The 23573-nt window shown below is 47.8% G+C and carries 21 protein-coding genes; 13 read left to right on the top strand and 8 right to left on the bottom strand.

Annotation, left to right across the window (positions count from 1 at the left end; all coding sequences use genetic code 11):
* Positions 1-76 precede the first annotated feature (76 nt).
* The 5 genes from acnB (at position 77) to NZM01_05595 (ending at position 7435) form a co-directional block, all read left to right on the top strand.
* Positions 77-2602: a bifunctional aconitate hydratase 2/2-methylisocitrate dehydratase gene (gene acnB, locus NZM01_05615; GenBank protein ID MCS6959508.1), complete on the top strand. Its 2526-nt coding sequence runs from the start codon at positions 77-79 to the stop codon at positions 2600-2602.
* A gap of 59 nt (positions 2603-2661) precedes the next feature.
* On the top strand, positions 2662-3279 hold the full coding sequence (locus NZM01_05610; GenBank protein ID MCS6959507.1) for a DUF3859 domain-containing protein: 618 nt from the start codon (positions 2662-2664) through the stop codon (positions 3277-3279).
* Positions 3279-4943 carry an asparagine synthetase B family protein gene (locus NZM01_05605; protein MCS6959506.1) on the top strand — a complete coding sequence of 555 codons (1665 nt, stop codon included), beginning with the start codon at positions 3279-3281 and terminating at the stop codon, positions 4941-4943. Before NZM01_05610 ends, NZM01_05605 begins: the two co-directional genes overlap by 1 nt.
* Positions 4933-6114 carry a decarboxylase gene (locus NZM01_05600; GenBank protein ID MCS6959505.1) on the top strand — a complete coding sequence of 394 codons (1182 nt, stop codon included), beginning with the start codon at positions 4933-4935 and terminating at the stop codon, positions 6112-6114. The genes NZM01_05605 and NZM01_05600 overlap by 11 nt, the downstream gene beginning before the upstream one ends.
* A gap of 400 nt (positions 6115-6514) precedes the next feature.
* Positions 6515-7435 (top strand): hypothetical protein, encoded by a 921-nt coding sequence (locus NZM01_05595; protein MCS6959504.1) that lies wholly within the window; start codon positions 6515-6517, stop codon positions 7433-7435.
* Here the strand turns inward: NZM01_05595 and NZM01_05590 are convergent, their stop codons facing one another.
* The gene (locus NZM01_05590; GenBank protein MCS6959503.1) at positions 7436-9052 is read right to left on the bottom strand and encodes an asparagine synthetase B family protein; all 1617 of its coding nucleotides are present in this window, start codon (positions 9050-9052) and stop codon (positions 7436-7438) included. It abuts the gene before it with no gap.
* Positions 9053-9131: 79 nt separating this feature from the next.
* Here NZM01_05590 and gatA point away from each other — a divergent pair, with 79 nt between their 5' ends.
* The 5 genes from gatA to NZM01_05565 are packed head-to-tail and all read left to right on the top strand — an operon-like array spanning position 9132 to position 13849.
* Positions 9132-10595 carry an Asp-tRNA(Asn)/Glu-tRNA(Gln) amidotransferase subunit GatA gene (gene gatA, locus NZM01_05585; GenBank protein MCS6959502.1) on the top strand — a complete coding sequence of 488 codons (1464 nt, stop codon included), beginning with the start codon at positions 9132-9134 and terminating at the stop codon, positions 10593-10595.
* 5 nt (positions 10596-10600) lie between these two features.
* Positions 10601-11404, top strand: coding sequence for a signal peptide peptidase SppA (gene sppA / locus NZM01_05580; GenBank protein ID MCS6959501.1), 804 nt, complete (start codon positions 10601-10603; stop codon positions 11402-11404).
* Positions 11405-11417: 13 nt separating this feature from the next.
* Positions 11418-12602 (top strand): aspartate aminotransferase, encoded by a 1185-nt coding sequence (locus tag NZM01_05575; protein MCS6959500.1) that lies wholly within the window; start codon positions 11418-11420, stop codon positions 12600-12602.
* Positions 12603-12608: 6 nt separating this feature from the next.
* Positions 12609-13229 (top strand): hypothetical protein, encoded by a 621-nt coding sequence (locus NZM01_05570; protein ID MCS6959499.1) that lies wholly within the window; start codon positions 12609-12611, stop codon positions 13227-13229.
* 50 nt (positions 13230-13279) lie between these two features.
* Positions 13280-13849, top strand: a complete 570-nt coding sequence (locus tag NZM01_05565) for a thermonuclease family protein (GenBank protein MCS6959498.1) — start codon at positions 13280-13282, stop codon at positions 13847-13849.
* On the opposite strand, the gene NZM01_05560 is transcribed toward NZM01_05565, so the two are convergent.
* The 3 genes from NZM01_05560 to NZM01_05550 all read right to left on the bottom strand — a co-directional run bounded on the left by NZM01_05560 (position 13818) and on the right by NZM01_05550 (position 16505).
* Positions 13818-14732, bottom strand: a complete 915-nt coding sequence (locus NZM01_05560) for a CbiQ family ECF transporter T component (GenBank protein MCS6959497.1) — start codon at positions 14730-14732, stop codon at positions 13818-13820. The genes NZM01_05565 and NZM01_05560 overlap by 32 nt on opposite strands.
* Before the next feature lie 378 nt (positions 14733-15110).
* Entirely contained in the window at positions 15111-16118 is a 1008-nt protein-coding gene (gene trpS, locus NZM01_05555; protein ID MCS6959496.1) for a tryptophan--tRNA ligase, read from the bottom strand.
* Between the two features lie 6 nt (positions 16119-16124).
* A complete protein-coding gene (locus tag NZM01_05550; protein MCS6959495.1) occupies positions 16125-16505 on the bottom strand; it encodes a RidA family protein in 381 nt (126 codons plus the stop codon).
* A gap of 100 nt (positions 16506-16605) precedes the next feature.
* On the opposite strand from NZM01_05550, the gene lysS reads away from it, so the two are divergent.
* Positions 16606-18129: a lysine--tRNA ligase gene (gene lysS, locus NZM01_05545; GenBank protein ID MCS6959494.1), complete on the top strand. Its 1524-nt coding sequence runs from the start codon at positions 16606-16608 to the stop codon at positions 18127-18129.
* On the opposite strand, the gene NZM01_05540 is transcribed toward lysS, so the two are convergent.
* The 3 genes from NZM01_05540 to NZM01_05530 form a co-directional block, all read right to left on the bottom strand.
* Positions 18119-18778 (bottom strand): ATP-binding cassette domain-containing protein, encoded by a 660-nt coding sequence (locus NZM01_05540; protein MCS6959493.1) that lies wholly within the window; start codon positions 18776-18778, stop codon positions 18119-18121. The two genes, lysS and NZM01_05540, sit on opposite strands and share 11 nt — an antisense overlap.
* Positions 18779-18866: 88 nt before the next feature.
* Positions 18867-19550, bottom strand: coding sequence for a zinc metallopeptidase (locus NZM01_05535; protein ID MCS6959492.1), 684 nt, complete (start codon positions 19548-19550; stop codon positions 18867-18869).
* A gap of 315 nt (positions 19551-19865) precedes the next feature.
* Positions 19866-20990: an AI-2E family transporter gene (locus NZM01_05530; GenBank protein MCS6959491.1), complete on the bottom strand. Its 1125-nt coding sequence runs from the start codon at positions 20988-20990 to the stop codon at positions 19866-19868.
* Here NZM01_05530 and NZM01_05525 point away from each other — a divergent pair.
* Positions 20989-21702, top strand: coding sequence for a response regulator transcription factor (locus NZM01_05525; GenBank protein ID MCS6959490.1), 714 nt, complete (start codon positions 20989-20991; stop codon positions 21700-21702). The two genes, NZM01_05530 and NZM01_05525, sit on opposite strands and share 2 nt — an antisense overlap.
* Here NZM01_05525 and NZM01_05520 read toward each other — a convergent pair.
* Positions 21699-22313 carry a hypothetical protein gene (locus NZM01_05520; protein ID MCS6959489.1) on the bottom strand — a complete coding sequence of 205 codons (615 nt, stop codon included), beginning with the start codon at positions 22311-22313 and terminating at the stop codon, positions 21699-21701. The two genes, NZM01_05525 and NZM01_05520, sit on opposite strands and share 4 nt — an antisense overlap.
* A 74-nt stretch (positions 22314-22387) precedes the next feature.
* Here NZM01_05520 and NZM01_05515 point away from each other — a divergent pair, with 74 nt between their 5' ends.
* The gene (locus NZM01_05515) at positions 22388-23560 is read left to right on the top strand and encodes a DNA double-strand break repair nuclease NurA (protein MCS6959488.1); all 1173 of its coding nucleotides are present in this window, start codon (positions 22388-22390) and stop codon (positions 23558-23560) included.
* Positions 23561-23573: the final 13 nt, after the last annotated feature.

Below are 23573 nucleotides of genomic sequence, written 5' to 3'. Positions count from 1 at the left end.
AAAACTAGTTGCGTTTGTTACACTGTCAATAGTGTGTAATACTTAAAATGTTCTTGACTGACTTGCCAATAAAGCCATGTTAACTGCCTACCGCGAACAGGTTGCCCAACGATCGCTCTTGGGTATTCCGCCCCTGCCCCTAACACCAGAACAAACGTCCCAGTTGTGTGAATTACTGCAAAGCCCTCCTCCTGGGGAAGCAGAATATCTCCTCTATCTGTTGCAAGAGCGTGTACCACCTGGTGTGGATCAGGCAGCCTATGTGAAGGCGGGTTTTTTGGCGGCAGTGGCTAAGGGAGAAGTGGTCTCCCCGATCGTTTCCCCAGAGTTGGCAGTAGATTTGCTGGGCACGATGGTAGGCGGTTACAATGTCCAGCCCTTGATTGAGTTGCTGGAGGATGTCCATTTGGGGACAAGAGCGGCACGTGCCCTATCCAGGATTCTGCTGGTATTTGATAGTTTTCACCAAGTGGTGGAGTTAGCACAGACCAATACCAATGCCCGTGCTGTTTTGCAGTCCTGGGCAGAGGGAGAGTGGTTTACCGATCGTCCTCCCCTAGCAGAGAAACTGACGGTAACGGTATTCAAAGTAGCAGGGGAAATTAACACTGATGACCTATCTCCTGCTCCCCAGGCAGTTTCCCGTCCTGATATTCCCTTGCACGCTCTTTACATGTTGGAGTCCCGTGCCCCTGGTGCTCTTCAGACCATTGCGGAGTTGAAACAGAAGGGTTATCCCGTTGCTTTTGTGGGAGACGTGGTTGGTACAGGCTCCTCGCGTAAGTCAGCAATTAATTCTCTCCTGTGGCACATTGGTAATGACATTCCCTATATCCCCAATAAGCGCAGCGGCGGCGTGATTTTAGGTGGCACGATCGCTCCTATTTTCTTCAATACGGCTGAGGATGCAGGAGCACTGCCCATTGAGTGCGATGTAACTAAAATGCAGACGGGGGATGTCATTCACATCTATCCCTATCGCGGAGAAATCGAAAACGATCGGGGGGAAGTAATTAGCAGGTTTCAGTTGAAGCCAGAAACTATCAGTGATGAAGTAAGAGCTGGGGGCAGGATCAATTTGATGATTGGCAGAGGCTTGACCGATCGGGCGCGGGAGGTTATGGGATTACCCCCCAGTGAATTATTCATCCGTCCCCGTCCTCCCCAAGATACAGGTAAAGGTTTTACCTTGGCACAGAAGATGGTGGGCAGGGCTTGCGGCTTACCAGGAGTACGTCCTGGCACTTACTGTGAGCCGATCATTACTACTGTTGGTTCCCAAGACACGACGGGACCGATGACCAGGGACGAGTTGAAGGAACTAGCTTGTCTAGGCTTCAATGCGGATTTAGTTTTGCAAACTTTCTGTCATACAGCGGCTTATCCCAAACCTGCTGACATCAAAGTACACAAGGAGTTACCTGATTTTTTTGCTACCAGAGGCGGTGTGGTTTTACGGGTAGGAGATGGCATTATCCATTCCTGGCTCAATCGGATGTTACTACCAGACACAGTGGGCACAGGGGGTGATTCCCACACACGGTTTCCGTTGGGGATTTCTTTCCCAGCCGGATCGGGGTTGGTGGCATTGGCAGCAGCTTTGGGGGTTATGCCTTTGAACATGCCAGAATCCGTACGGGTGCGGTTTATAGGGGAATTGCAACCAGGGGTAACTCTGCGGGATATTGTCCATGCTATTCCCTACGTTGCCATCCAAAAAGGGCTGCTCACTGTAGAAAAGCAAAATAAAAAGAATATTTTTGCTGGTCGGATTATGGAGATGGAAGGACTCCCCGATCTACAGTTAGAACAGGCTTTTGAGTTGACTGATGCCACCGCAGAACGCTCCTGTGCTGGTTGTACCATTTTGCTGAGTAAAGAAACAGTAAGTGAGTATTTGCGCTCCAACATTGCCCTGCTCAAACATATGATTGCCCAAGGCTACCAGGATAGTCGTACTCTGCTCCGTCGTATCCAAAAGATGGAAGCCTGGCTGGAAAATCCCCAACTGCTCCAACCTGACCCCGATGCGGAATATGTGGCAACGATCGACATCAATCTAAATGAAATTACTGAACCGATCGTGGCTGCCCCCAACGACCCTGACAATGTGAAATTGCTTTCAGAAGTAGCGGGGGATCGCATTGATGAAGTGTTTATTGGTTCCTGCATGACCAACATTGGGCACTATCGAGCCGCGGCTAAGGTGCTAGAGGGAGCAGGGCAGGTGAAAGTGCGTCTGTGGATTGCCCCCCCCACCAGGATGGATGAAGAGCAACTGCGGGAAGAAGGGGTCTACGGCATCTTTGCAGCAGCGGGAGCTAGGACAGAAATGCCAGGTTGTTCTCTCTGTATGGGCAATCAAGCCCGCGTGGGGGATGGGACAACTGTATTTTCCACCTCTACCCGCAATTTTAATAACCGCATGGGGAAAGATGCCCGGGTGTACCTGGGGTCGGCAGAACTAGCGGCAGTCTGTGCTCTCCTGGGGCGGATTCCTACTGTGGAAGAGTATCGCTCGATCGTGACTGCTAAAATCGATCCCTTTGCCAAGGAGTTATATCGCTATCTACAGTTCGATCGGATGCCCCAATATGCCTAAACTTTGGTGAGAAGGAGCTGCCAACTGGTACCATTTAGGTAGGGTTCCAGGAGAGAGGGATGGCGGAATATATTGACCCCCAGCAGCTCAACCAGGTGATCGCCGAAATTCAAAAAATTTCTAGTCAGCGGGAGGGGAGTATCACCGTAGACCAAGCCAGGGAAATCCTGCGGGACATGAACTTACCCGATGAACTGTTAGAGGAGGCAATTTTACAAGTCAAGCGCAGGGAAGCCCAAAAGAGCCAGACCCTAGTTAATTTTCTGGTAATCGTGGGTGCCCTATTAGTTGTGGGAATAGGGATTGGCGGTACGTTTTTATTCCGTCGAGGGCAGGAAGCCGCTATTGCTAACGTCAGCAGTCAAGCCAGTAGGGTGACGATTGGGAGTAATAAAGACCAAGCTGTGCAGGTAGTGAATCGCCCCAACGAGGTAGTCTATCGAGTGACCTTGACAAACGCCCCGATCGGGCAGAAGCTACCCATGGGCTGTGACTGGTTGAATCCCCAGGGGACAGTAGTGCACCAAAACCGTTACCAGACCAAGGAAGTCAACAAGAGTATTTGGAACACCCAATGCAAATATCAGCTGAGTACCTCCGATAGTCCTGGTATCTGGCGAGTCAAGATGTACGTAAAGGGGAGAGAAGTATCTAGTTCCACGTTTGAAGTGAGGTAATGCAAATTGCAGTTACCCAGTTTGGCTTCATTGGCAGTTGGCGGGGTGACTTGACACACTTAATTTCGCAAAACTCCCAAGTACCTTGGCAACAGATCACTAGTCAACAAGTTGGCATAGAGGCAGGCAGAGGCATTGTCAACCAGGGAGGAGATGCCTGGGCAGAGGAAAAGGACGACACCCTTACTTTAGGCAGACATCCCTTTGGGCGAGTAACGCTCTATTGGTGCCAGACAGAGCAGGGTTTATGGTTTGCTACCCGTTGGCGGTGGCTGCTACCCCTAGTAGAGCAGGAAATTGACCCCCTGGCGGTTTATGGCTACGCCTGTTTTTCCTATGTACCCACGCCTCTCACCCCTTACAAAGGCATTAAAGCGATCGAGGCAGGCTGGCGATACACCTGGGAGGGGGAAAATTTAATTACCAAAGCTACTGACCCCATCCTCGAGGACTGGCAGGAACAGACAGAACTGCTTACTGATGAAGGGACAGCCGTACAGAAACTACAGTTTTTACTCACCGCAGCCGTTGCCCAGCAAGTAGATGACCTGCAGGGTCAGACCGTTGGCATATTCTTGTCGGGGGGGCTAGATTCTGCCACTGTTGCCGCCTTGTTGAAACGATCGGGCATACGAGTACGTGCTTACACCCTCGACTTTGGGCAATACGGCATATCTGAACTACCCTACGCCGAACTGGTGGCACGACATTTGGACATTCCCCTAGTGAAAGTGGAGTGTTCCCCCCAGAGAGTAAAACGATCGGTCTTAGAGACAGCCCTAGCTTTAGACCTGCCCTTCGGTGATGGCGTATGTGTGCCGTTATGGTTGCTCTATCAAGCAGCGAGACAAGAGTGTGATGTCATATTCAATGGTGAGGGAGGAGATCAACTATTTGCCGGCTGGACAAACAAACCCATAATCGCTGCTTCCCTCTATCGACAACCCGCGATCGATTTTACAGCGCAATACCTACAGACCTTTCATCGCCTATGGGGGTATGAGGCAGAAGTGTTCACACCGCAGTTTTGGCAATGTGTGCAGGATTGGCAGCCAGGTACTTGGTTGACAGCAGCTTTGGCAGGGAGGGGTTCACTACTAGCAAGGCTACGGCGGGCGACCCTCATGCTCAAGGGGGCACAAAACATCCATCCCCGCGCCAGCAATTTAGCCTTATACCAAGGAATCAAGCTCAGATCACCCTTTTGCGATGAAAACCTAGCTAGATGGACATTTACTGTCCACTCTGACCTCTTTCTCAGGGGAGCCTGTGAGAAGTATATTTTGAAGCGGGCGGTGGAACTGTGGCTACCCCCAGAAGTAGTGTGGCGGGACAAACGGGGCATGGGCGTACCATTAACCCAGTGGTGTTTACAACCTTTGTGGCACGACCTCGGCAAATGGTTAAATCCGCAAGTTCTAGCCAGAGAGGGCCTATGGCAAGCAGATTTAGCAGCCAAAGTAGCATTTGGTAGGTTGGGGAGTGTATTACGCAAGCGCCGCGTGGGAGAAATTTTGTGGCTGTTACTGGCATGGCAATTTTGGCGTTCCCAACTGCAGAATTACCCCTGTGAAACATCCTGGCGACATCCATTTTTATTACCCTATTGGTTTTGGACGAAAACAGGTTTGTATTCCTACTGGAGGAATAGAAATGAGTATTAAACTGTGGGACAAACTCTTAGAAGTTTATGGTTCCCCTTTGTATGTCTATGATGCCGATCGGTTTTGGCAAGCCTTGCAACAGATTCCCCAACAAGTTAAGTACAGACCCACCACTTTTTGTTTTGCCGTTGTGACCAATGGTAATTTAGCTCTTTTACAGATAGTAAGACGAGCAGGTTGGCACATTCACGCCAATACACCAGGGGACATTTATCTAGCCCTAAAAGCTGGTTTTCCGCCCTGCCAAATAGTTTACAGTGGCAGCAATCTGAGCATAAATGATATGGAACAGGTCCTAGCTTGGGGGGTCACTACTTTCAACCTAGATAGCATAACTCAAGTACAACAATTGTGTGAAATTGCTAAAGGTATTAGCCACCTAAAACTAGGGTTGCGATTAAATGAACCCCAAATCACTGGGGAAAGTCGTATTGGTATCCAACCCCAGGAATTTCCGCACGCTATAGCAGTTGCTAATAAATACAACCGCCAAATTCAGGGCTTACATTTTTATCGCGGTACAGGGACAAACGCTACTAAAGCCTTTACAGCAGTTATTGATCAGCTATTAGCAATTGGCAGAACACTTCCTGACTGGCAATACTTGGATTTTGGCGGCGGATTTGGTTACCCCTATCGCCATGGCAAAGTAGAATTTGACTGGCAAGAGTTTGGCGAAGCACTAACACAATCTCTAGCAGGTACTGGTATACAACTAATATTAGAGCCAGGAAGGAACGTAGTAGCTGGCTGTGGGGTTTTACTAACTACAGTTGTGTCAGTTAAGTATCAGGGAGAGAAACAAATTGTGGGGGTAGACACCACGATCGCCAACTTAACAGCTCCTAGTGTCTATGGTGACTATCGGGAAATTATTGCCCTCAAAGATAGTGACTATAAAATACCTACAGATGTATGCGGCAACACCACCTATTCCCGTGATTATTTAGGCAAAAACATGCCTTTACCCCCTTTACAAATTGGTGATAGATTGGCGATCCTAGATGTGGGAGCTTACGGTTATGCTATGTCTTCTCACTTTTTGCATCGTCCTAAACCCGCAGAAGTACTAATCAAAGGTACTGATCATGTTTTAGTGCGATCGCGAGAAGACTACAGCGTATTGTTATCCCACCAACAAAACATGGAGCAAATCTATGAAATGTATTAGCTGTGGTACCGACAATAATTTACGAGATAGAACAGAACATCAGGGGCGGTGTAAAAACTGTGGCACTCCCTTTGCCTTTGAACCAACTACAATGCCTTATAACCAGCGATTTACTGATGCTGCCTTTCAAAAACTATTAGATGAGTTGTCAGTTAACAATACCCTCTATTTTACAAAGAAACAGCTATTTTACACCTTAGCTAGAAGAGCAAGGAAAGTGGGAATCAGAAATGTAGGACAATTTTGGGTTAATTACATTTTTCTTTTAATTCCTATTGTTTTACTTGCATTTTTTTTAGTCAATTTGTTCAATTTGTCTGACTTTGAGTCTAATGCGTCTAACGCAGCACCATTCATACCTTTACTGATTTACAATATAATTTGGTTTATATCTTTGTGGTTGCAGAGTCAGAATCTCAATCTGTTGCGGCGGGAGCGCATTGTACAAGCACGGTCACTGCAAAACTTGGGCATAATTTCAATGCTCTTTGGTTTAGCTTGCGTTTGGTTCCAGCAATTTTTGCTTGCCATTTTATTTTGGCTAGTAGGCATGAGTGCAGTGGGATTAGGAGTTTGGCAGGTGCGACGAATACCTAACATGATAGAAGCATCTCTGCCTATCACCCCTGACTTGCTAGATTCTTTGTTAGAAAAATGGACTAACGCCCATGGCTTCCCGCAAAAACTATTAGAAAAAGCTAGTTTTAATGATTTTTTCCCCCTACCAGGAGCTGATGTAACTGACTATAGCTTCGATCGTTTAGTGATTTGCCAAAGCAGTGATATTGCCAAGATGTTGATTGCCAACAATTTCCATTTTGAATACAACAGCGGCATAGTTAGTATAGGAGGGTATCCCAATAGTCTGTTTGCAACAATAATGACAATGGCGAAGCGCAACCCCAGATTGGGTGTGTATGTTTTACATGATTGTAGTCCTGAGGGAGTGCGGACTCTCCACACAGTCAAGCGCGATCCCAACTGGTTTGGTGGACAGGATTACCTCATCATAGATGTGGGCATTTCCCCGCGGCAGGTTTTAGGGGCTAAACGATCGGTTCTGGTACAAAGTAGTGAGGAATCTATGCGGTCAGCGTTGCGCTTGGAATCCGCTATTCGGGCTAGTTTGTCACCCGCAGAGTTGCAATGGTTAGATGTAGGTAATTACGTTTTGTTGGAATTTTTCCCACCACAAAGAATTATCCAAACCCTCAGCCGTAGTATTTACTTAGGTGCCCAGTTAGGTAGTATTGAGGATAGGGAGAGCAATTTAGTTATTGTCGGGGATGATGATTTTTATGGTATCGAAACTTTTGGTTAATTAGCGATTTTGTTGTAGCCAGATTTCTAAACTGACTAATAGCCATAGTTTAATACCATAGCGTCGCCAGGGATCGCCCTTATAGTCTAACCACGATCGGATAACTTCTGGTCTTAGATACTCGGCAATAGCGGCATTTTTTCTCAGCAACAAATCTTTCGCTTGTCTGTGCCAGTATTTTTGGAAGCCTAGTTGGACTGGTACCATCATGCCACTCTTGGGACGATGAATTATCGCCTGTGGTAACAAATTGACCATAGCTTGTTTGAGGACAGTTTTTTCTTCTGCTCCAGAAACTTTGTACTCAACGGGAATACTCAAACTAAAATCTACTATACGTGGGTCAAACATGGGTGATCGCCCTTGCAGTCCCACAGCACTGAGTAAATTGTTGACCTTAGTCAGGATATGATTAGCCCCTTTGTATTTGATATTGATTAAAAATAATCTCTGTAAAAGCTCTATATCTGTGTTGAGGTCGGGCCCAAAAAAGAAGGGAGCATCTTTTACCAGTGCCCAAATCTCTGGTCGCAATAAATGGGGTAAATCGTCAAAGCATTTTTGAAACGATCGGGCATAACAACTAACTAAACTCCCACCGTAAACCTGACTGAGAAGCATAGGTTGGTTTTTAGGTCCACCAAAACAGGGGTCTCCCCCCTCACCATTCAATACCACACTGACAGATTGTTGGGCTAGTTTTGCCAATAAAAGATTGGGGACAGTGAGAGGATCACCGATCGGGTTGTCTAGTAATGCCATAGTCTCTGGCAAATACTGCCACATATCCTGAAAACTAATTTCTAGTAACCTATGTTCTAACCCATAATGTTTAGCCACTAGACTGGAAAAATACAACTCATTGGGTAAATCCTTGCCGAAATGGATAGAATAGCAGATAACTTTTTCCCTATGCAGTTTAGCAGCCAGAGCAGTGACAGCACTGGAATCTATTCCCCCTGACAAAAACACACCAACTGGAGTCTGACTAGGTAGTTTTTCCTGGACTATTTGAGTTAGTAATTCCAGTAACTCTGTAGCACAGGAGTTTAAGTCTTGGTATTTATTGGTGCTAACTTGAGAGATAGGTTGCCAGAATATTTTAATTTCCTGCTTAGGTAAACATAAAACAGTGCCAGGGGATAGTTCCTGTACATGCTGCCACATTGTTTGGGTACCAGGGACAAAAGCACAACATAAGTAATCCCTCAATGCCACTACATTAATTTCCCGTTTGTGATAGGGCAATAGTGTTTTTAGACGGGGGGCAATCCACAGGGTTTTGCCGTCATCAGTGTAGTATAAAGTTTTGCCGCCTACGCCATCCCGACATAAGTAAAGTACCTGTTCCTGACAATCCCAAATCACCAAGGCGAAAAAAGATTTACTGCTACTAAAACTGTCTATCCCTCTCTCTTCCCACTGCCTGATAATCTCATCAATGCCTACTTCCCCTGTTGTCTCTCCCACTAGCACAAAACGACGATTGGGTGAAAAAACTATCTCCTTTCCTGACCCCCAAATAGCCACCTTCCCCCGATCGTGCCATAGACAATTTTCTGGTTTAACCTGACCGAAACCCACTAACCAACTTTTTCCTGGATGTGTAATAGCCATAGATTTCTCTGCCTGCGGGTAAGCATCAGTATAAATTCTAAGAACCGTGCTAAGATTAAAACCCAGCGACAAAAGGGCTATGTATACTGTTCGGCAAATTCAATCCTGGCTGCATAAGAAAGAACGATCGGCGGTGGAAATCACCCAAGAGTATTTGGACTATATCCAGCGCTCAGAACCCCAGTTGCGCAGTTTTATCCGCCTTACGCCAGAAGTAGCCCTAGAGCAAGCGCAGCAGGTAGACCGCAAAATCAGCAAAGGTGAAACTCTTTCCCCCCTAGCGGGTGTACCGATCGCCATCAAGGACAATCTGTGTACCCAGGGCATAGCCACTACCTGCGCTTCCCGCATTTTGGCAAATTTCGTCCCTCCTTTTGAGTCCACGGTGACAGCTAGATTACAGCAGGCAGGAACAGTCATGGTGGGCAAGACCAATCTGGATGAATTTGCTATGGGCAGTTCCACGGAAAATTCTGCCTTCCACATTACAGCTAACCCGTGGAAATTAGAATGTGTGCCTGGTGGTTCGTCGGGGGGATCAGCAGCAGCAGTGGGAGGTAACCAAGCTCCCCTTGCCATCGGTTCCGACACGGGGGGGTCAATCCGTCAACCCGCCGCCTTTTGCGGTGTCGTTGGGCTAAAACCTACCTATGGACTAGTATCCCGATTTGGCCTGATTGCCTTTGCTTCCTCTCTCGACCAGGTGGGACCTTTTGCCCGTACCGTAGAAGACTGTGCCCTTTTGTTGCAGGCGATAGCGGGGCATGACCCCAAAGACTCCACTAGTCTAAACGTGCCTATTCCTGATTACACCAGTCTGTTGACTCCTGATTTAACCCAATCTTTGCCAGGGAAAAAAATCGGTGTGATCAAGGAAACGATGGGGGCGGGCCTCGATCCAGAAGTGGCAGAAGCGATCGGGGCAGCCATCAAACACCTAGAGAGTATGGGGGCAGTGGTAGAAGAAGTTTCTTGCCCGCGCTTTCAGTACGGGATTGCCACTTACTACATCATTGCTCCTTCGGAAGCTTCGGCTAACCTGGCGCGCTATGACGGTGTGAAATACGGTCTCAGGGCAGAAGCCAAAAATCTTCTGGAAATGTACGGTAAAACGCGGGATGAGGGCTTTGGGGCAGAGGTGAAACGACGGATCATGATTGGCACCTATGTCCTATCGGCGGGCTACTATGATGCCTACTACCTAAAGGCGCAAAAGGTGCGGACATTGATTAAACAGGACTTTGAGCGGGCGTTTAGTCAAGTGGATGTGCTCATTTGTCCTACAACTCCTTCCCCTGCCTTCCCCGCGGGCAGCAAAACCAACGACCCCCTCAGTATGTACCTCTCAGATTTGATGACTATTCCTGTCAATTTAGCGGGTCTACCTGCCCTCAGTTTGCCCTGTGGCTTCAGCAAAGAAGGGTTACCGATCGGTTTACAAATTATTGCCAACGTCCTGCGAGAGGACCTACTTTTACAGGTGGCTTATGCCTACGAACAGTCCACGCCTTGGCACAAACAGCCCTTCCCTGTGCTAGGTTAATTCTTATGTTGGGATGGTTCAAAAACAAGCAGATAGCGCGGATTGAAATCATTGGACCGATCGATCGGAACATGCGCGATCGCACCCTAGAGTCCTTAGAGAAGGTAGAGAAACAAAAATTCCCCGCCTTGGTCGTACGCATTGATAGCCCTGGAGGGACGGTAGTTGACTCCCATGAGATATACGAAGCGCTGCGGCGGTTACAGTCCAAGATGAAGGTGGTTGCCAGCTTTGGCAATATTTCTGCCTCCGGGGGAGTTTATGTAGCTATGGGAGCACAGTACATCATGGCCAACCCCGGCTCGATTACGGGCAGCATTGGCGTGATTTTGCGGGGGAACAATCTGGAGCGACTGCTGGATAAGGTGGGAGTTTCTTTCAAAGTCGTGAAATCGGGCCCCTACAAAGATATTTTGGCCTTCGATCGTCCTGCGACACCGGAAGAGATTGCTATTTTGCAGCAGTTAATTGACAGCAGTTTCCAGCAGTTTGTGCGAGTAGTGGCGGAAGCCAGAAAGATGACAGAGGAAGCGGTGCGGGCTTTTGCTGATGGCAGAGTGTTTACAGGACAGCAGGGGTTAGAGTTAGGTTTAGTCGATCGCCTGGGTTCAGAGGAGGATGCCAGATTATGGGCGGCGGAGTTAGCGGGACTAGACCCCAAAACAGCAAAGTTTTATACTATAAAGCCTCCCAAGCCTTTGCTGAATCGTTTCCTACCGGGGAGCGCGGAAGTCTGGCAGCGGTTACGGTTTGAACTGGAAACCAGCGGTATGCCTCTGTGGTTGTGGCGGGGTTGGGGCAGTTGTTGAGGATGGAGCGTTAATGCAAACTTGGCTAAAACCTGCCGATCGGTTGGCGAGCTTACCTACCTATGTCTTTGCCCGCTTAGAGGAATTGAAACTACGGGCGCGGGAGGAGGGTTTGGATTTAATTGACTTGGGCATGGGCAACCCTGATGGACCACCACCCCAGCCGATTATCGATCGAGCGGTGCAAGCCATCCAAGACAGACAGAATCACGGTTATCCCCCCTTCGAGGGCACGGCAAATTTCCGCCAATCCATTGCCCGTTGGTATTATCGCCACTACGGTGTCCAGCTTGACCCAGACAGTGAGATTTTGCCGCTGATTGGTTCCAAAGAAGGTCTTACCCATTTGGCGTTAGCCTTTGTCAATCCGGGGGATTTGGTATTAGTACCCAGTCCTGCCTATCCTGCCCACTTTCGCGGTCCTCTCATTGCTGGTGCCCAAATTTATGAAATGTTACTCACTGCCCCCAATAATTGGCTCATTGACCTGCACAGTATTCCTGCAGAAATTGCCGATCGGGCTAAATTACTCTACTTCAACTATCCCCACAATCCCACGGCGGCTGTGGCTCCCCGGTCTTTATTTGTTGATGCAGTTGAATTTGCCCATAGGCACAGAATTTTATTAGTCCATGACCTCTGTTATGCCGAGTTGTCCTTTGATGGGTATCGTCCCACTAGCCTGTTAGAAATTCCTGGGGCTAAGGAAGTGGGGGTAGAGTTTCACACTATGTCCAAAACCTACAATATGGCAGGGTGGCGTGTGGGCTTTGTCGTGGGGAATAGCCATGTCATTCAGCAATTAAGGTCCCTAAAAACTAACCTAGACTATGGTATTTTTGCTGCCATTCAAGCCGCGGCGGAGACTGCCCTAAATTTACCAGAATCCTACCTAGAGGAGGTAAGAAAGCGCTATCAAACACGGCGGGACTTTTTAATTGAACGCCTCAACAAATTGGGCTGGCAACTGGAAAAAACTAAAGCCACTATGTATCTATGGGTTCCCTGTCCTAGCGGTTTTTCTTCCACGGATTTTGCCCTGCATAGCTTAAAAACTACTGGCGTAGTAGTGACACCAGGTAATGCTTTTGGCTCCGGCGGCGAAGGTTATGTGCGCATTAGTTTGATTGCTAATCCCGATAGATTAGGAGAGGCGATCGATCGGTGGGCAGCAGCAGGTATTGGGTTTCATGGGTAGTAAACTATGGCGAGAAAGCTACTACTCGATCGTTCTTACACCTTTAGCAATTACTTTGAGATGGGCATAATTCCACGGGAGCTTGCCCAAGAATTTGGTTATAATTTTCAAAAACTACATCTCTGCTTACCAGCGTACGCTGTTGACATAGACAGATTAGAGCTCTTGCGGCAGAGGATTCAAGACATATTGCCCTACCTAGAATTGGAGAATGAAACAGCTCGGCGCGAATTTATGATTGCACCAATTATCAGTGAGTTGATTTACTACACCAAAGCAAGATTAAGAGTAGAATACAGCCTTAAATTGAATGACCAACTACAGGGAATTATTGATTATCATATAGAGGCAGAGCAGGCTGTAGTTATTATTGAAGCTAAGCAAGCTGACCTCAGTAGAGGATTTAGTCAACTGACAGCAGAGCTGATTGCCCTCGATCAGTGGCTAGAAAATCAACAACCCCAAATTTTAGGTGCAGTTACTACAGGCAACATCTGGCAATTTGGCATTTTAGACCGCCCGCAGAAATTAATCCAACAGGACTTAAATCTTTACCGTGTGCCAGCAGACCTCGACCAAGTATTTCCTATTCTCCTGCATTTTTTGCTGCCTTCTAAGACGCTGTGACATGGGAAAGTGCTAAAAATAAACACAAGTTGTTGGCTCTTGGCAGCAGGATGTTGACAGATTCCGTACTAACTCGCCGTTTAGTCTTCCTAGCAGGGGGACTTCTTCTTTGTGGTGGTACCAATATAGCCCTCGATGTCTTGGGCAAACCCAAACCCCAAAACCAGGAATCCTGGCAGGCAAAACGGATAATCAGCGGGCAAACGATCGAGGCAGTGCCGGTCGGTTCTAATCAGAGAAAGCGCATCCGTTTAATTGGCATCAGTGCTCCTGCCCTTGATCAAGACCCCTGGGGTTTAGCGGCCCGCAGTCGTTTAGAAGAACTAGTGGGGGGTGACCCTTTCTTATTAGAAAAAGATGCAGAAGAGATAGATGACAGCAATCGTTTATTAGGTTACATTTGGGCAGATGGCAGATTGGTCAATCTCATCTTGGTAGAAGAGGGCTACGTATTAGCGGATGTCAGACCCCCCAACAATCGGTATCAAAAGTTACTGGAAAATGCCCAAGCTCGTGCCCGTATCCTAGGTCTAGGTATTTGGGACCCCCGCAATCCCCTGCGCCTCACTCCCAGCGAACATTTCCGCCTTAAACAACAGGGAGGGAAATCATTAACCTGATTGCCCAGAATACAACGGCTAAAATTATTAACATAATATCCCCCCATTGCAATTGCAACTTAATCCAGTTAGATTGATGGTGATGGGCATCAGTAAAACCCCGTAAAATCATTGCCTTGGCAATCTGGTCCGATCGGTCAAACAAATTGCGCAGAAATCTTTCTATTAAAATTATCAGAGTTTCCACCGATCGCCTGTAGCCCAACTTACGCCAATTTATGGAACGGGTCCGCACAGCCCGAGCCAGATTTTGTACCTCTTCAATTACCAGGGGAATAAACCTTAAAGCTAGGGTTAAAGTTAAAGCCAATTCAGCAACAGGCACACCAAGAAATCGCAGAGGGGCAGCCAAAAAAGTAATTGCCGCGGTAATCTCTTCTGTAGCAGTCACTAACAGAAATAGCGTTGGGGCATAGGTATAAGTAAAGATCACCGTGCTAATGCGCACAGCCAAATCCTGGGAGCGCCGCGTAATCTGTAAACGCCCTACCTTAAAGAGAGTATAACAATAATTTGTTGGTTGGGGTTGGGGACAACTTTTGCCTCGATTGGGGACATAGGTAATAAATTCGGAGGTAGGACGGCGGGGCTGGGGATTGAGCAAAAGGGCATCACCCGAGAAAATAGCAATCGTGTAGGTCAGAGCTGCTAGTAACAGTAATATCCCCATCTGTTGCTTCCATACCCGCATTGGTAGCCCTGTAGATAGGGTAACGAGAATAAGTAATAATACCATCCCTACCCGCCAGTAATTATTTGCCAAAATCGGGGAAATTAATAAACTCAAAACCCAGAGAATCTTTACTCGGGCATCAATTTTGTGCAGCCAGGTAACAGGTTGCTCTAGGTATAAACCGATCGCTTGGGAACGCAGGAAATCCAAAGTCTTAACTCAACGCTAAACTAACAGGATACACACAAAACCCCCTTCTACCACAGGAGTAAGTTCTAGTTAGTATTACTTATTGTGACCCCAATCACGCCGATCGGAAGAAATTATTAAAAAAATGCATCTCCTGCCAAGACTTATCTATGATGAGCCAATATGGTAAAATTGCATAACATATCACTATCCAATGCCAACCTGGAAAGAAATAAATACACCCAAAGTCACTCACTGCCATCTATGTAGGTTCTATGAACCGCAGGGTACACGGGGAGGTATGTGCCGTAGATTACAAGTACCTGTCGCTGGTAATTGGGAAGCTTGTAGTTTAGCCAAGAGTCCCTTTGGCTGCGAAGAGACAACAAAGATCAAAGTCTAGGAAACTAGTGATTTTTTCAGCCAAAGACCAAGGGCTTGTTTGACTCTGGTGAGAGTGCTGTTAGCTACCTCTTCTGCTTTAGCAGTGCCAGCACGGATAATCTCTTCCAGATAGTCTTTTTCCTGGATGACTGCTTTGTACTTCTGCTGGATGGGGGCAAGATGACTAACGACAACTTCAGTTAACGCTGCTTTGAAATCCCCCCAGCCCCGCATCTGGCTGCAATCTTTTTCCACCTCCTCTTTTGTTTTGTCGCCCAGCACTTGGTAAAGTGTAAGAAGGTTCATCGCTTCCGGTCGATCGGGGTCATAGGTGATCTCACGGATGGAGTCAGTCTTGCAGCGCTTAATTTTCTTAGCAATGGTGTCGGGGTCATCCAACAGGTTGATGCGACTCATGTCAGAGGGATCGGATTTGGACATCTTCACTGTGCCGTCTTGCAAACTCATCACCCGTGCCCCTTCCGCGCGGATCAACGGTTCCGGAATTTTGAAAGTTTCGCCAAACTGGTCATTAAAGCGGCGAGCAATGTCCCGTGTCAATTCTAAATGTTGTTTCTGGTCTTCTCCCACAGGGACGCGATCGGTGTCATAGAGCAAAATATCCGCTGCCATGAGCACAGGATAGTCCAACAGACCTACCCCCACGTTTTCCCCCTGTTTGATGGCTTTTTCTTTGAACTGAATCATCCGTTCCAGCCAGTTGAGGGGGGTAATGCAATTGAGTAACCAGGCTAGTTCGCTATGGGCAGGGATGTGGGATTGGACGAAGATCGTAGACAGTTGGGGGTCGATACCGCAGGCCAGGTAGAGGGCAGCCGTGGTGCGGGTGTGCTCCGTCAGCAATTGGGGGTCATGGGGTACTGTGATGGCATGGAGGTCAACGACACAAAAAAAAGTTTCGTACTCTCCCTGGGACTCTACCCAGTTGCGAATTGCGCCTAAATAGTTGCCGATGTGTAGGTTGCCCGTTGGTTGTACGCCAGATAGTACCCGTTTGCCCATTGTGTGTCAGATCATCGCTATACACTCAATCTCAATTCTAGCCCCCAGAGGCAAAGCAGCAACTTGAATGCAGGAACGGGCAGGGGGACGCTCGCTAAAATATTTGCCATAGACCTGATTAACCTGCCCAAAATCCGCCATATCCACCAGAAAAATGGTTGTCTTGACAATCTGCTCCAAACTACTCCCCGCCGCTGCCAGGACTGCTCTAATATTTGCCATCACCTGCTCTGTTTGGGTGCCTATATCCCCTTCTACCAACTTGCCTGTGGCTGGATCAAGGGGAATCTGTCCCGACAAAAATAAAAACTTCCCCTCGACCTTGATTGCCTGACTATAGGGACCTACAGGTACAGGCGCACGATCGGTTGTCACTACTTCCAGCATAACCAATGCTTTTGCAACATTTCTCTATGCTACCGCCCCATGCTTTACGCGGGTACCCCCAGGGATTAAAATTTGTAAAGTAAATTCTCCAGCGTGATCCATGTCCCGTAACGAAGCTGAAGTCCGCGTCGCCAAAGCCGAGGAACTGCGCCAAGCCCACATCAATCCCTACCCCAGTCAGTCTGTAGAGCGCACCCATACTACCCAAGCAGTAGTTGAGCAGTTTGGCGATCGGTTAGCAAATGGCATGGTTGACCCTGAAGGCAAGGTGCTTAAACTCTGCGGTCGCATCACGGCTAAACGGGACAGCGGTAATCTGGTCTTTATCGATTTGCGGGATGAATTTGGCAGACTGCAGTTGAAAATTGAGAAAAAAGGAGTTAGGGAAGACTCAGTTTTATCCTTTGCGCAAATCAAGAAACTATTGGATGAAGGGGATTTTATCAGTGCAGAGGGTGTTGCCTGCCGCACAAACAAGGGGGAACTCTCCCTCCAGGTGGAAAGAATGTCTATTCTGGCTAAGGCGCAAATTCCTTTTCCGGATGTCTATTACGGTGTTAACGATGTAGAGGTGTGTCGTCGTCACCGGGAAATGCACCTGGCTAGTAATCCCGCCGTATTGCAACGCTTCAAATTGCGTAGTCAAATCATCTTTCAAATCCGATCGTTTTTAACTGAGCGCGGTTTTGCTGAAATCGAAACTCCCATCTTACAATCTATTTATGGTGGGGCAGCGGCTCGTCCCTTTGTCACCCATCATAACGCCCTAGATGTAGATTTATATTTGCGGATTGCCCCTGAACTCTATCTCAAGCGAGCAATCTGCGGGGGGTTTGAGCGGGTATTTGAGTTGGGCAGGGTTTTTCGCAACGAAGGGATTGACAGTACCCATAACCCTGAATTTACCTCTTTGGAAGTCTACCAGGCCTATGCCGACTACATTGACATTTTAACTTTGGTAGAAGATGTCATCATCCACTGTGCCAAAACTGTTTACCCAGATATAAGTCAGATTCCTTACCAGGGGAAAACGATCGACTTAACTCCCGCTTACGAGTACAACGGTAAGAAACACTGGCGAATTTTAACTATGACTGAAGCAGTGCAAAAATATGTGGGTATAGATTTTACCAATATTGACCTAGCGGCGGCACTGGCAGCGGTCAAAGCTAAAAATATTCATTTATCCCAGTTAGAGGAACAGAGTTTAGGTTATCTACTCTATGCTGTGTTTGACAAGTGTGTAGCACCCCAGTTAGAACAACCAACCTTTGTCATTGATTTCCCTGTGGAAGTCAGTCCTTTAGCAAAACAACATCGCAGTAAAGAGGGGTTTGTGGAACGCTTTGAACTGTTTATTCAGGGCATGGAATACGCCAATGGTTTTTCTGAGTTGAATGACCCCCAGGAACAACGCCGTCGGTTTGAACAACAGTTAGCCCAAAAGTATGCGGGGGATGAGGAAGCCCACCCCATGGATGAAGACTTTATTCAAGCCCTTGCCCTCGGTATGCCCACCTGCGCTGGCATGGGCATTGGCATCGATCGCTTGATCATGCTCCTGACGGACACGGCTAGTATTCGCGATGTGGTCATGTTTCCTACTATGCGTCCTAGGCAATAGATTGAATGCGCCCGTGGTTGAGTTCCAAGCGTTTGTAGGGGTAGTCAGTACCCAGCCATTGCCGATCGTGGGTTGTCACTAGGATTGTCATCCCTGTTTGATGTAATTTTTGCAGGATGTGGATTATGTGGCGCGTGTTTTCGGGGTCAAGATTGCCCGTAGGTTCGTCTGCCAGCAGCAGAGGGGGGTTATGCACGATCGCCCTAGCTATGCCCACCCGTTGCTGTTCGCCCCCGGATAGTTCCCCTGGTAAACACTGGGCTTTATCGGTAAGATGCACCCGCTGTAGCGCATAGCTGACTCGTTTTTTCACTTCCAGGGGGCTGTAACCTTGGCATTGTAAAACCAACGCAATATTGGCAAATACTGGGCGATTGCTAATCAACTTGTAATCCTGGAAGACAATCCCCAAGCGGCGGCGCAGAGGAACCAGATTAACAGGGGTAACTGCCATACCTTGCACTTCCACTGTGCCATGGGTGGGGAATTCCCCACCGTAGAGCAACTTGAGGAGAGTAGATTTACCAGACCCCGAATGCCCCGTAATTAACCAAAATTCCCCTGCCTGGATGCTAAGGGAGATGTCTCGTAAACCGATCGCGCCGTTGGCATAGATTTTACTTACCCGATCGAGAAGGACTATGGGCACAAACTACCTATCGCAAGCAAACAAAGATACATATACAAGAGGGATGTCCTTTTGACTAGGGGAATGCCTCCCCTAGCCTAGGTTAGTTTTAGTCCCGCCGACTGCCAGTCAAAATGTAGACGTAGTAGAGAAGAGTTAGAATTGCCTGCACTGCTGCTGCCACATAGGTCCAAGCCGCCGCATCTAACACTGCCCCTGCTCCCTCTGCTTCTACGGGGGAAACGATCCCTTCTGCTACCAACAGTTTCTTGGCGCGATTACTAGCATCAAATTCCACGGGCAAAGTCACTAGGGTAAACACAGCTACTAAGCCATAGAGAATAATCCCTAACCAAGCCAGTGCCTGATTGATGAACAGACCAATCATGAACAGAATGGGAGCGAGATTGCTGCCGATAATTACCCCCGGCACGATCGCCGATCGGAACTGTAAAGGCGCATACCCCGTTTTATGCTGGAGAGCGTGACCTGCTTCATGGGCGGCTACTCCCACTGCTGCCAGAGTTGCCCTGTCATAGACATCAGGACTGAGACGCAGTACACGATTGATGGGGTCATAATGGTCACTCAAGAAGCCTCCCACTCGTTCCACCGCTACGTCATACAAACCATAGGCATCCAAAATGGCACGGGCAGCCCTGCCTCCTGTCATGCCAGTCTGAGTTGGGACCTGGGAATAGCGGCTAAATTGGGATTGCACCATTACCTGGGCGATTAACCCCAACACCAAAGCAGGAGCAACAAACAAGAAATACATGGGATCAAAAAACATAATTCTCCTCCCAGTCACTAATTCTAGGTTAGCGCAACTAAAACAGTAACCAGGTGGTGTTAACCGATCGTTGCTGGAGTCATAATGCTGCCTGTCAATTAACTGCAGTTCAATAATTAGAAATCAACCTCTCTCACATACTTACCCCGCAGGCGCTGTTGCTAGACAATTTCTCGGTTATTCTCTGTGCTATGTCCTGAATAAATTGTTGCTCGTACGTCCTCCTTTGAGTTAACAAAAAGTAGACTTATTAGAGCTAGTTTGCAACAGAGCAGGAAAGAATTACTAGTTGACCCCTGTTCTGGCAAGGATGTCTTACCCTTCGGTCATTTCTGTATCTGGAGAAGGTATTACTGTCAATTCTTCTACCCCATTGGTAGAGGAGAGCGGAACTACAGCGACTTCCTTATCTTCTACTAGGTTATATTTTTTCGCTATGTGATTGAAAATAATGCGAGCAGTCCCTGCAATAGGGGGAGCGATTAAAACACCTACTACCCCCGCCACCTCTGCACCAACCAGCAGAGACAATAATAATTCAAAGGGGTCAAGATTGAGATAGGGCCCAACCAACCAAGGTTGTAAGAACCATGCCTCTAATTGTTGCAAAATAAAGGATATACCGATGACGGTGATAACAATTGTAGTGCCCATTTTCCAGGCAGCGATTACCATGGGAACTAACCCCAAAATAGGACCAACAAAGGGGATGAGATTAGTAACAGCAACCAACAATCCTAGGGCAGCAGCGTAGGGAACTCTGACAGTGGAAATTGCCAAATAGGTTAGAAATCCCAGCAGAGCTGAGGTGCCGATTTTACCTAGGACATAGGCTCCTAAACAACGATTAATAGGGGGGAGTAAAACTTCTACCTCTACTCGTAATTTGGGCGGCAGCAGAAATAACAACCTCGGCACAAGCGTCGGGGCATTGATAACAAAATAGGCTGTGAATACTAAGGTCAGCAGAGCTATCCCTAGGGCATTGATTAAACCTATAGTGATACTGACAGTACGACTAGCTAATTCCCTGCCAATTGCTTGCGCCCGATCGAGGATAAATGTAGATTGCAACAGGTTCAAAACTTGCTCTCTAGTGATGCCAAACACGCTGACATCGGGAATGTTAATTTGATTGATCAGCTCAGGTAGCTTGGTAAAAAACAGGCTCAATTCAGCAATGATGCTAGGGGCAGGGGCAACTGTTAAAATAATTACAAACAAAAGCACTGTGTAGATGATGGCAATTGCCCAGGAACGGGGGATTCTGTGTTTTTCTAACTCCTCAACTAAGGGGCTAATAGAAGCGGCAAAAAAAGCACTGATCAACAATAGATTGATGGTCTTACCAATGAAATGGAACAGTAAGTATAATAGGAATACTACACCCAAGCCGATGCCCACCCATCTCAGGTAGCGCCACAGTTTCTCCTGCTGCATGACTTGTCCCCAATCTGTCACTGGTATTCTAGTACGCCTCTTGCTCATTGATGACGAGATAGAACTCACCAGACCTTTGCAGGCATTTTTACAACAACAGGGCTATTCTGTCATGATTGCTGATTCTGGCGAACAGGGCTGGGAGTTATGGCAACGGGAAAAGTTCCAGCTGGTGATTCTGGATTGGTTGATGCCAGGACTATCGGGGTTAGATTTGTGTCGTCGCCTGCGCCAAGTTGACCCCTCGGTGCCCATTTTGTTCCTTACCGCTAAGGATACCCTCGACGATCGAGTCACTGGTTTGGAATCAGGGGCGGATGACTATCTAGTGAAGCCCTTCGAGCTGCGGGAACTGTTGGCACGGGTGCGGGCACTACTCAGACGGGTGAATGTTAGTTGTCCTAGGGGTTCGCTCCTCAGTTATGGGGATTTGTCCCTTGATTGCAGCAACTATATTTGTAGAAGGAACGATCGGGTAGTCAATCTGTCAGATAAAGAACTACAGCTGTTGCATTTCTTCTTGCAAAATCCCCATCGGTTGATCCCTCATAGTGAGTTGATTAATTATTTGTGGGGGGAGGAAAATACACCCAATAGCAATGCCTTGGTGGCGCAAATTAAACTACTCCGCCGTAAAATTGATAGTAATTCTGACCAGCCTCTAATCCACACAGTTTATGGCAAGGGTTATTGGTTTGGGCGTAAAAATTAGGGATGGACTTGGGCGAGAATGGCGGCTAATCGATCGTAGTCGTCTTTCAAGAGATTGCTTAAGAATCTACCTGCCTGTACCAACCAGTTGCGATCGCATTTACGCACTTGGTAGACATCCCGCAGAATAGCGCTAATCAGTTCATCAGTGGGAATGCCTGTTGCCTGCCAGAGGGAGCGCAAAAAGTGGAAAGAGGCGGTGAACTGCTCAATTTCCTGGGGAGTACAAAAATAAACGCCCTGGTGAATTTGGGGGGGACGGCTAGGCAGGTGTTGATAGATGGTTCCCTTGTGACTGAAGCCCAGTAATTTGACTTTTACTTCTGTCTTGAAGAGGGCAAAAATATGGGGTTGTTCCTCCCGTAGTTGTTTTAAGCCCATACCCAGGGCCCGCGCCTTGTGTACAGAATCGATCGGGCTGGTGGTCACATGGTAAATTACACCGTAAATAATCACGGGATTGTCTTTCTCTTCATCAAAGGACTTTACCCAACTGGCAAAGGGCGGCATCACGGCAAAATCCAGGTTGTCTGGCTCTAAGCACTGGGCTAGGTATTCTGTTGTACTGGTTTCGATTACCTCCGCAAACCGATCGGTTACAGATAAAACCATAAATTTCCTCTGCTTAGTTGTTGCCTTGTCGTTTAGTTCGTCTTAGACTCAAGAATATATCCGATCGGTCAGCTATGCTCAACTTTGTCAAACTCAGTGCCCAAATGGCAGGAATGTCATCTCATCTAGCGGAAGAAGTCAATCATCTAGCGCGCAAAGGTAGTTGGGCTTTATCTCTGTTAGATGAGTTACAACAAAAACAAACAGAGTTACAAGACAAGTTTCAGAGTTATCGATCGGGTTTCCCTTTCACCTGCGCCACACCTGTTGACCTTTCCCCCCACTTGGTATCACCTCTGACTAGCCCCCACACAGTGATTGCTACGGATGGTTCCCAGATTGCCCCCAGTCGCCATGAGATCGCTTACTGTTATTTGATCAACATTGGCAGAGTGGTTTTGCACTACGGTACGGGCGAATATCCCACCCTCGACAGCGTGCCTGAGATTTACTACAAAGCCACTGACCTTGCCAAAGCCAGACAATGGGGAATCAGCCCAGAAGAGTGGATGGGACTACAACGGCGGGTAGCTGAGGTGAAGAATTTGACAGAACTGTGTCTTGCCCACACCAGAAATACTCCCCTCCTTGCCCTAGAGGATGGCTCTCTCATCCACTGGTACCTGGAAGCCTATCCCGCTGAAGCGAGAAGGGAGTTTCTCACACCAATCCTGGCTTGCTGGGATGAATTAGCAGCGCGGCGCGTTCCCCTGGTGGGTTATGTCAGTGCCCCCCGATCGGTGGAAATCACTAATTTTCTCCGCCTGCTAGTGTGTCCCTACGGTGTGCCCGAATGCACCAAACATTGCTCCCATCTAGCTTTGGAAGATGCGCCCTGCAGTAAACTCCACCCCCTGCGGGATGCCACTCTTTGGCAGAAATGTCTGCCCCCTGGCTATAGCTGTGGACTGTGGCGCAGTCAAGCCCGCATCCTAGAGGAGTATGGTGATCATTCCATCTATGTGACGTACCTCAACATCGGTGATGAAATTGCTCGTCTGGAAATGCCTGCCTGGACTGCCCTTGACCCCTATCTCCGTCAACAAGCCCTCAGCATAGTTTACGCCCAGGTGCAAAAAGGCTATGGTTATCCCGTCGCCCTGGCGGAAGCCCACAATCAAGCAGTGGTGACCAGCAGCGATCGTCGTCGTTTCTTCCTCCTCCTGGAGCAGCAGTTGATTAAATCAGGTCTGACCCAAATTGGTGTTTCCCTAAAAGAGACCCGCAAGCGCCGCAGTATTGCCTAAAATTGCTAAAAAC

The sequence above is a fragment of the Pseudanabaenaceae cyanobacterium SKYG29 genome (assembly GCA_025055675.1).
In the GTDB taxonomy this organism is placed as follows: domain Bacteria; phylum Cyanobacteriota; class Cyanobacteriia; order Pseudanabaenales; family Pseudanabaenaceae; genus M5B4.
The sequence above is the reverse complement of the archived record's forward strand: the minus strand, read 5'-3'. Positions and strand labels throughout refer to the sequence as shown.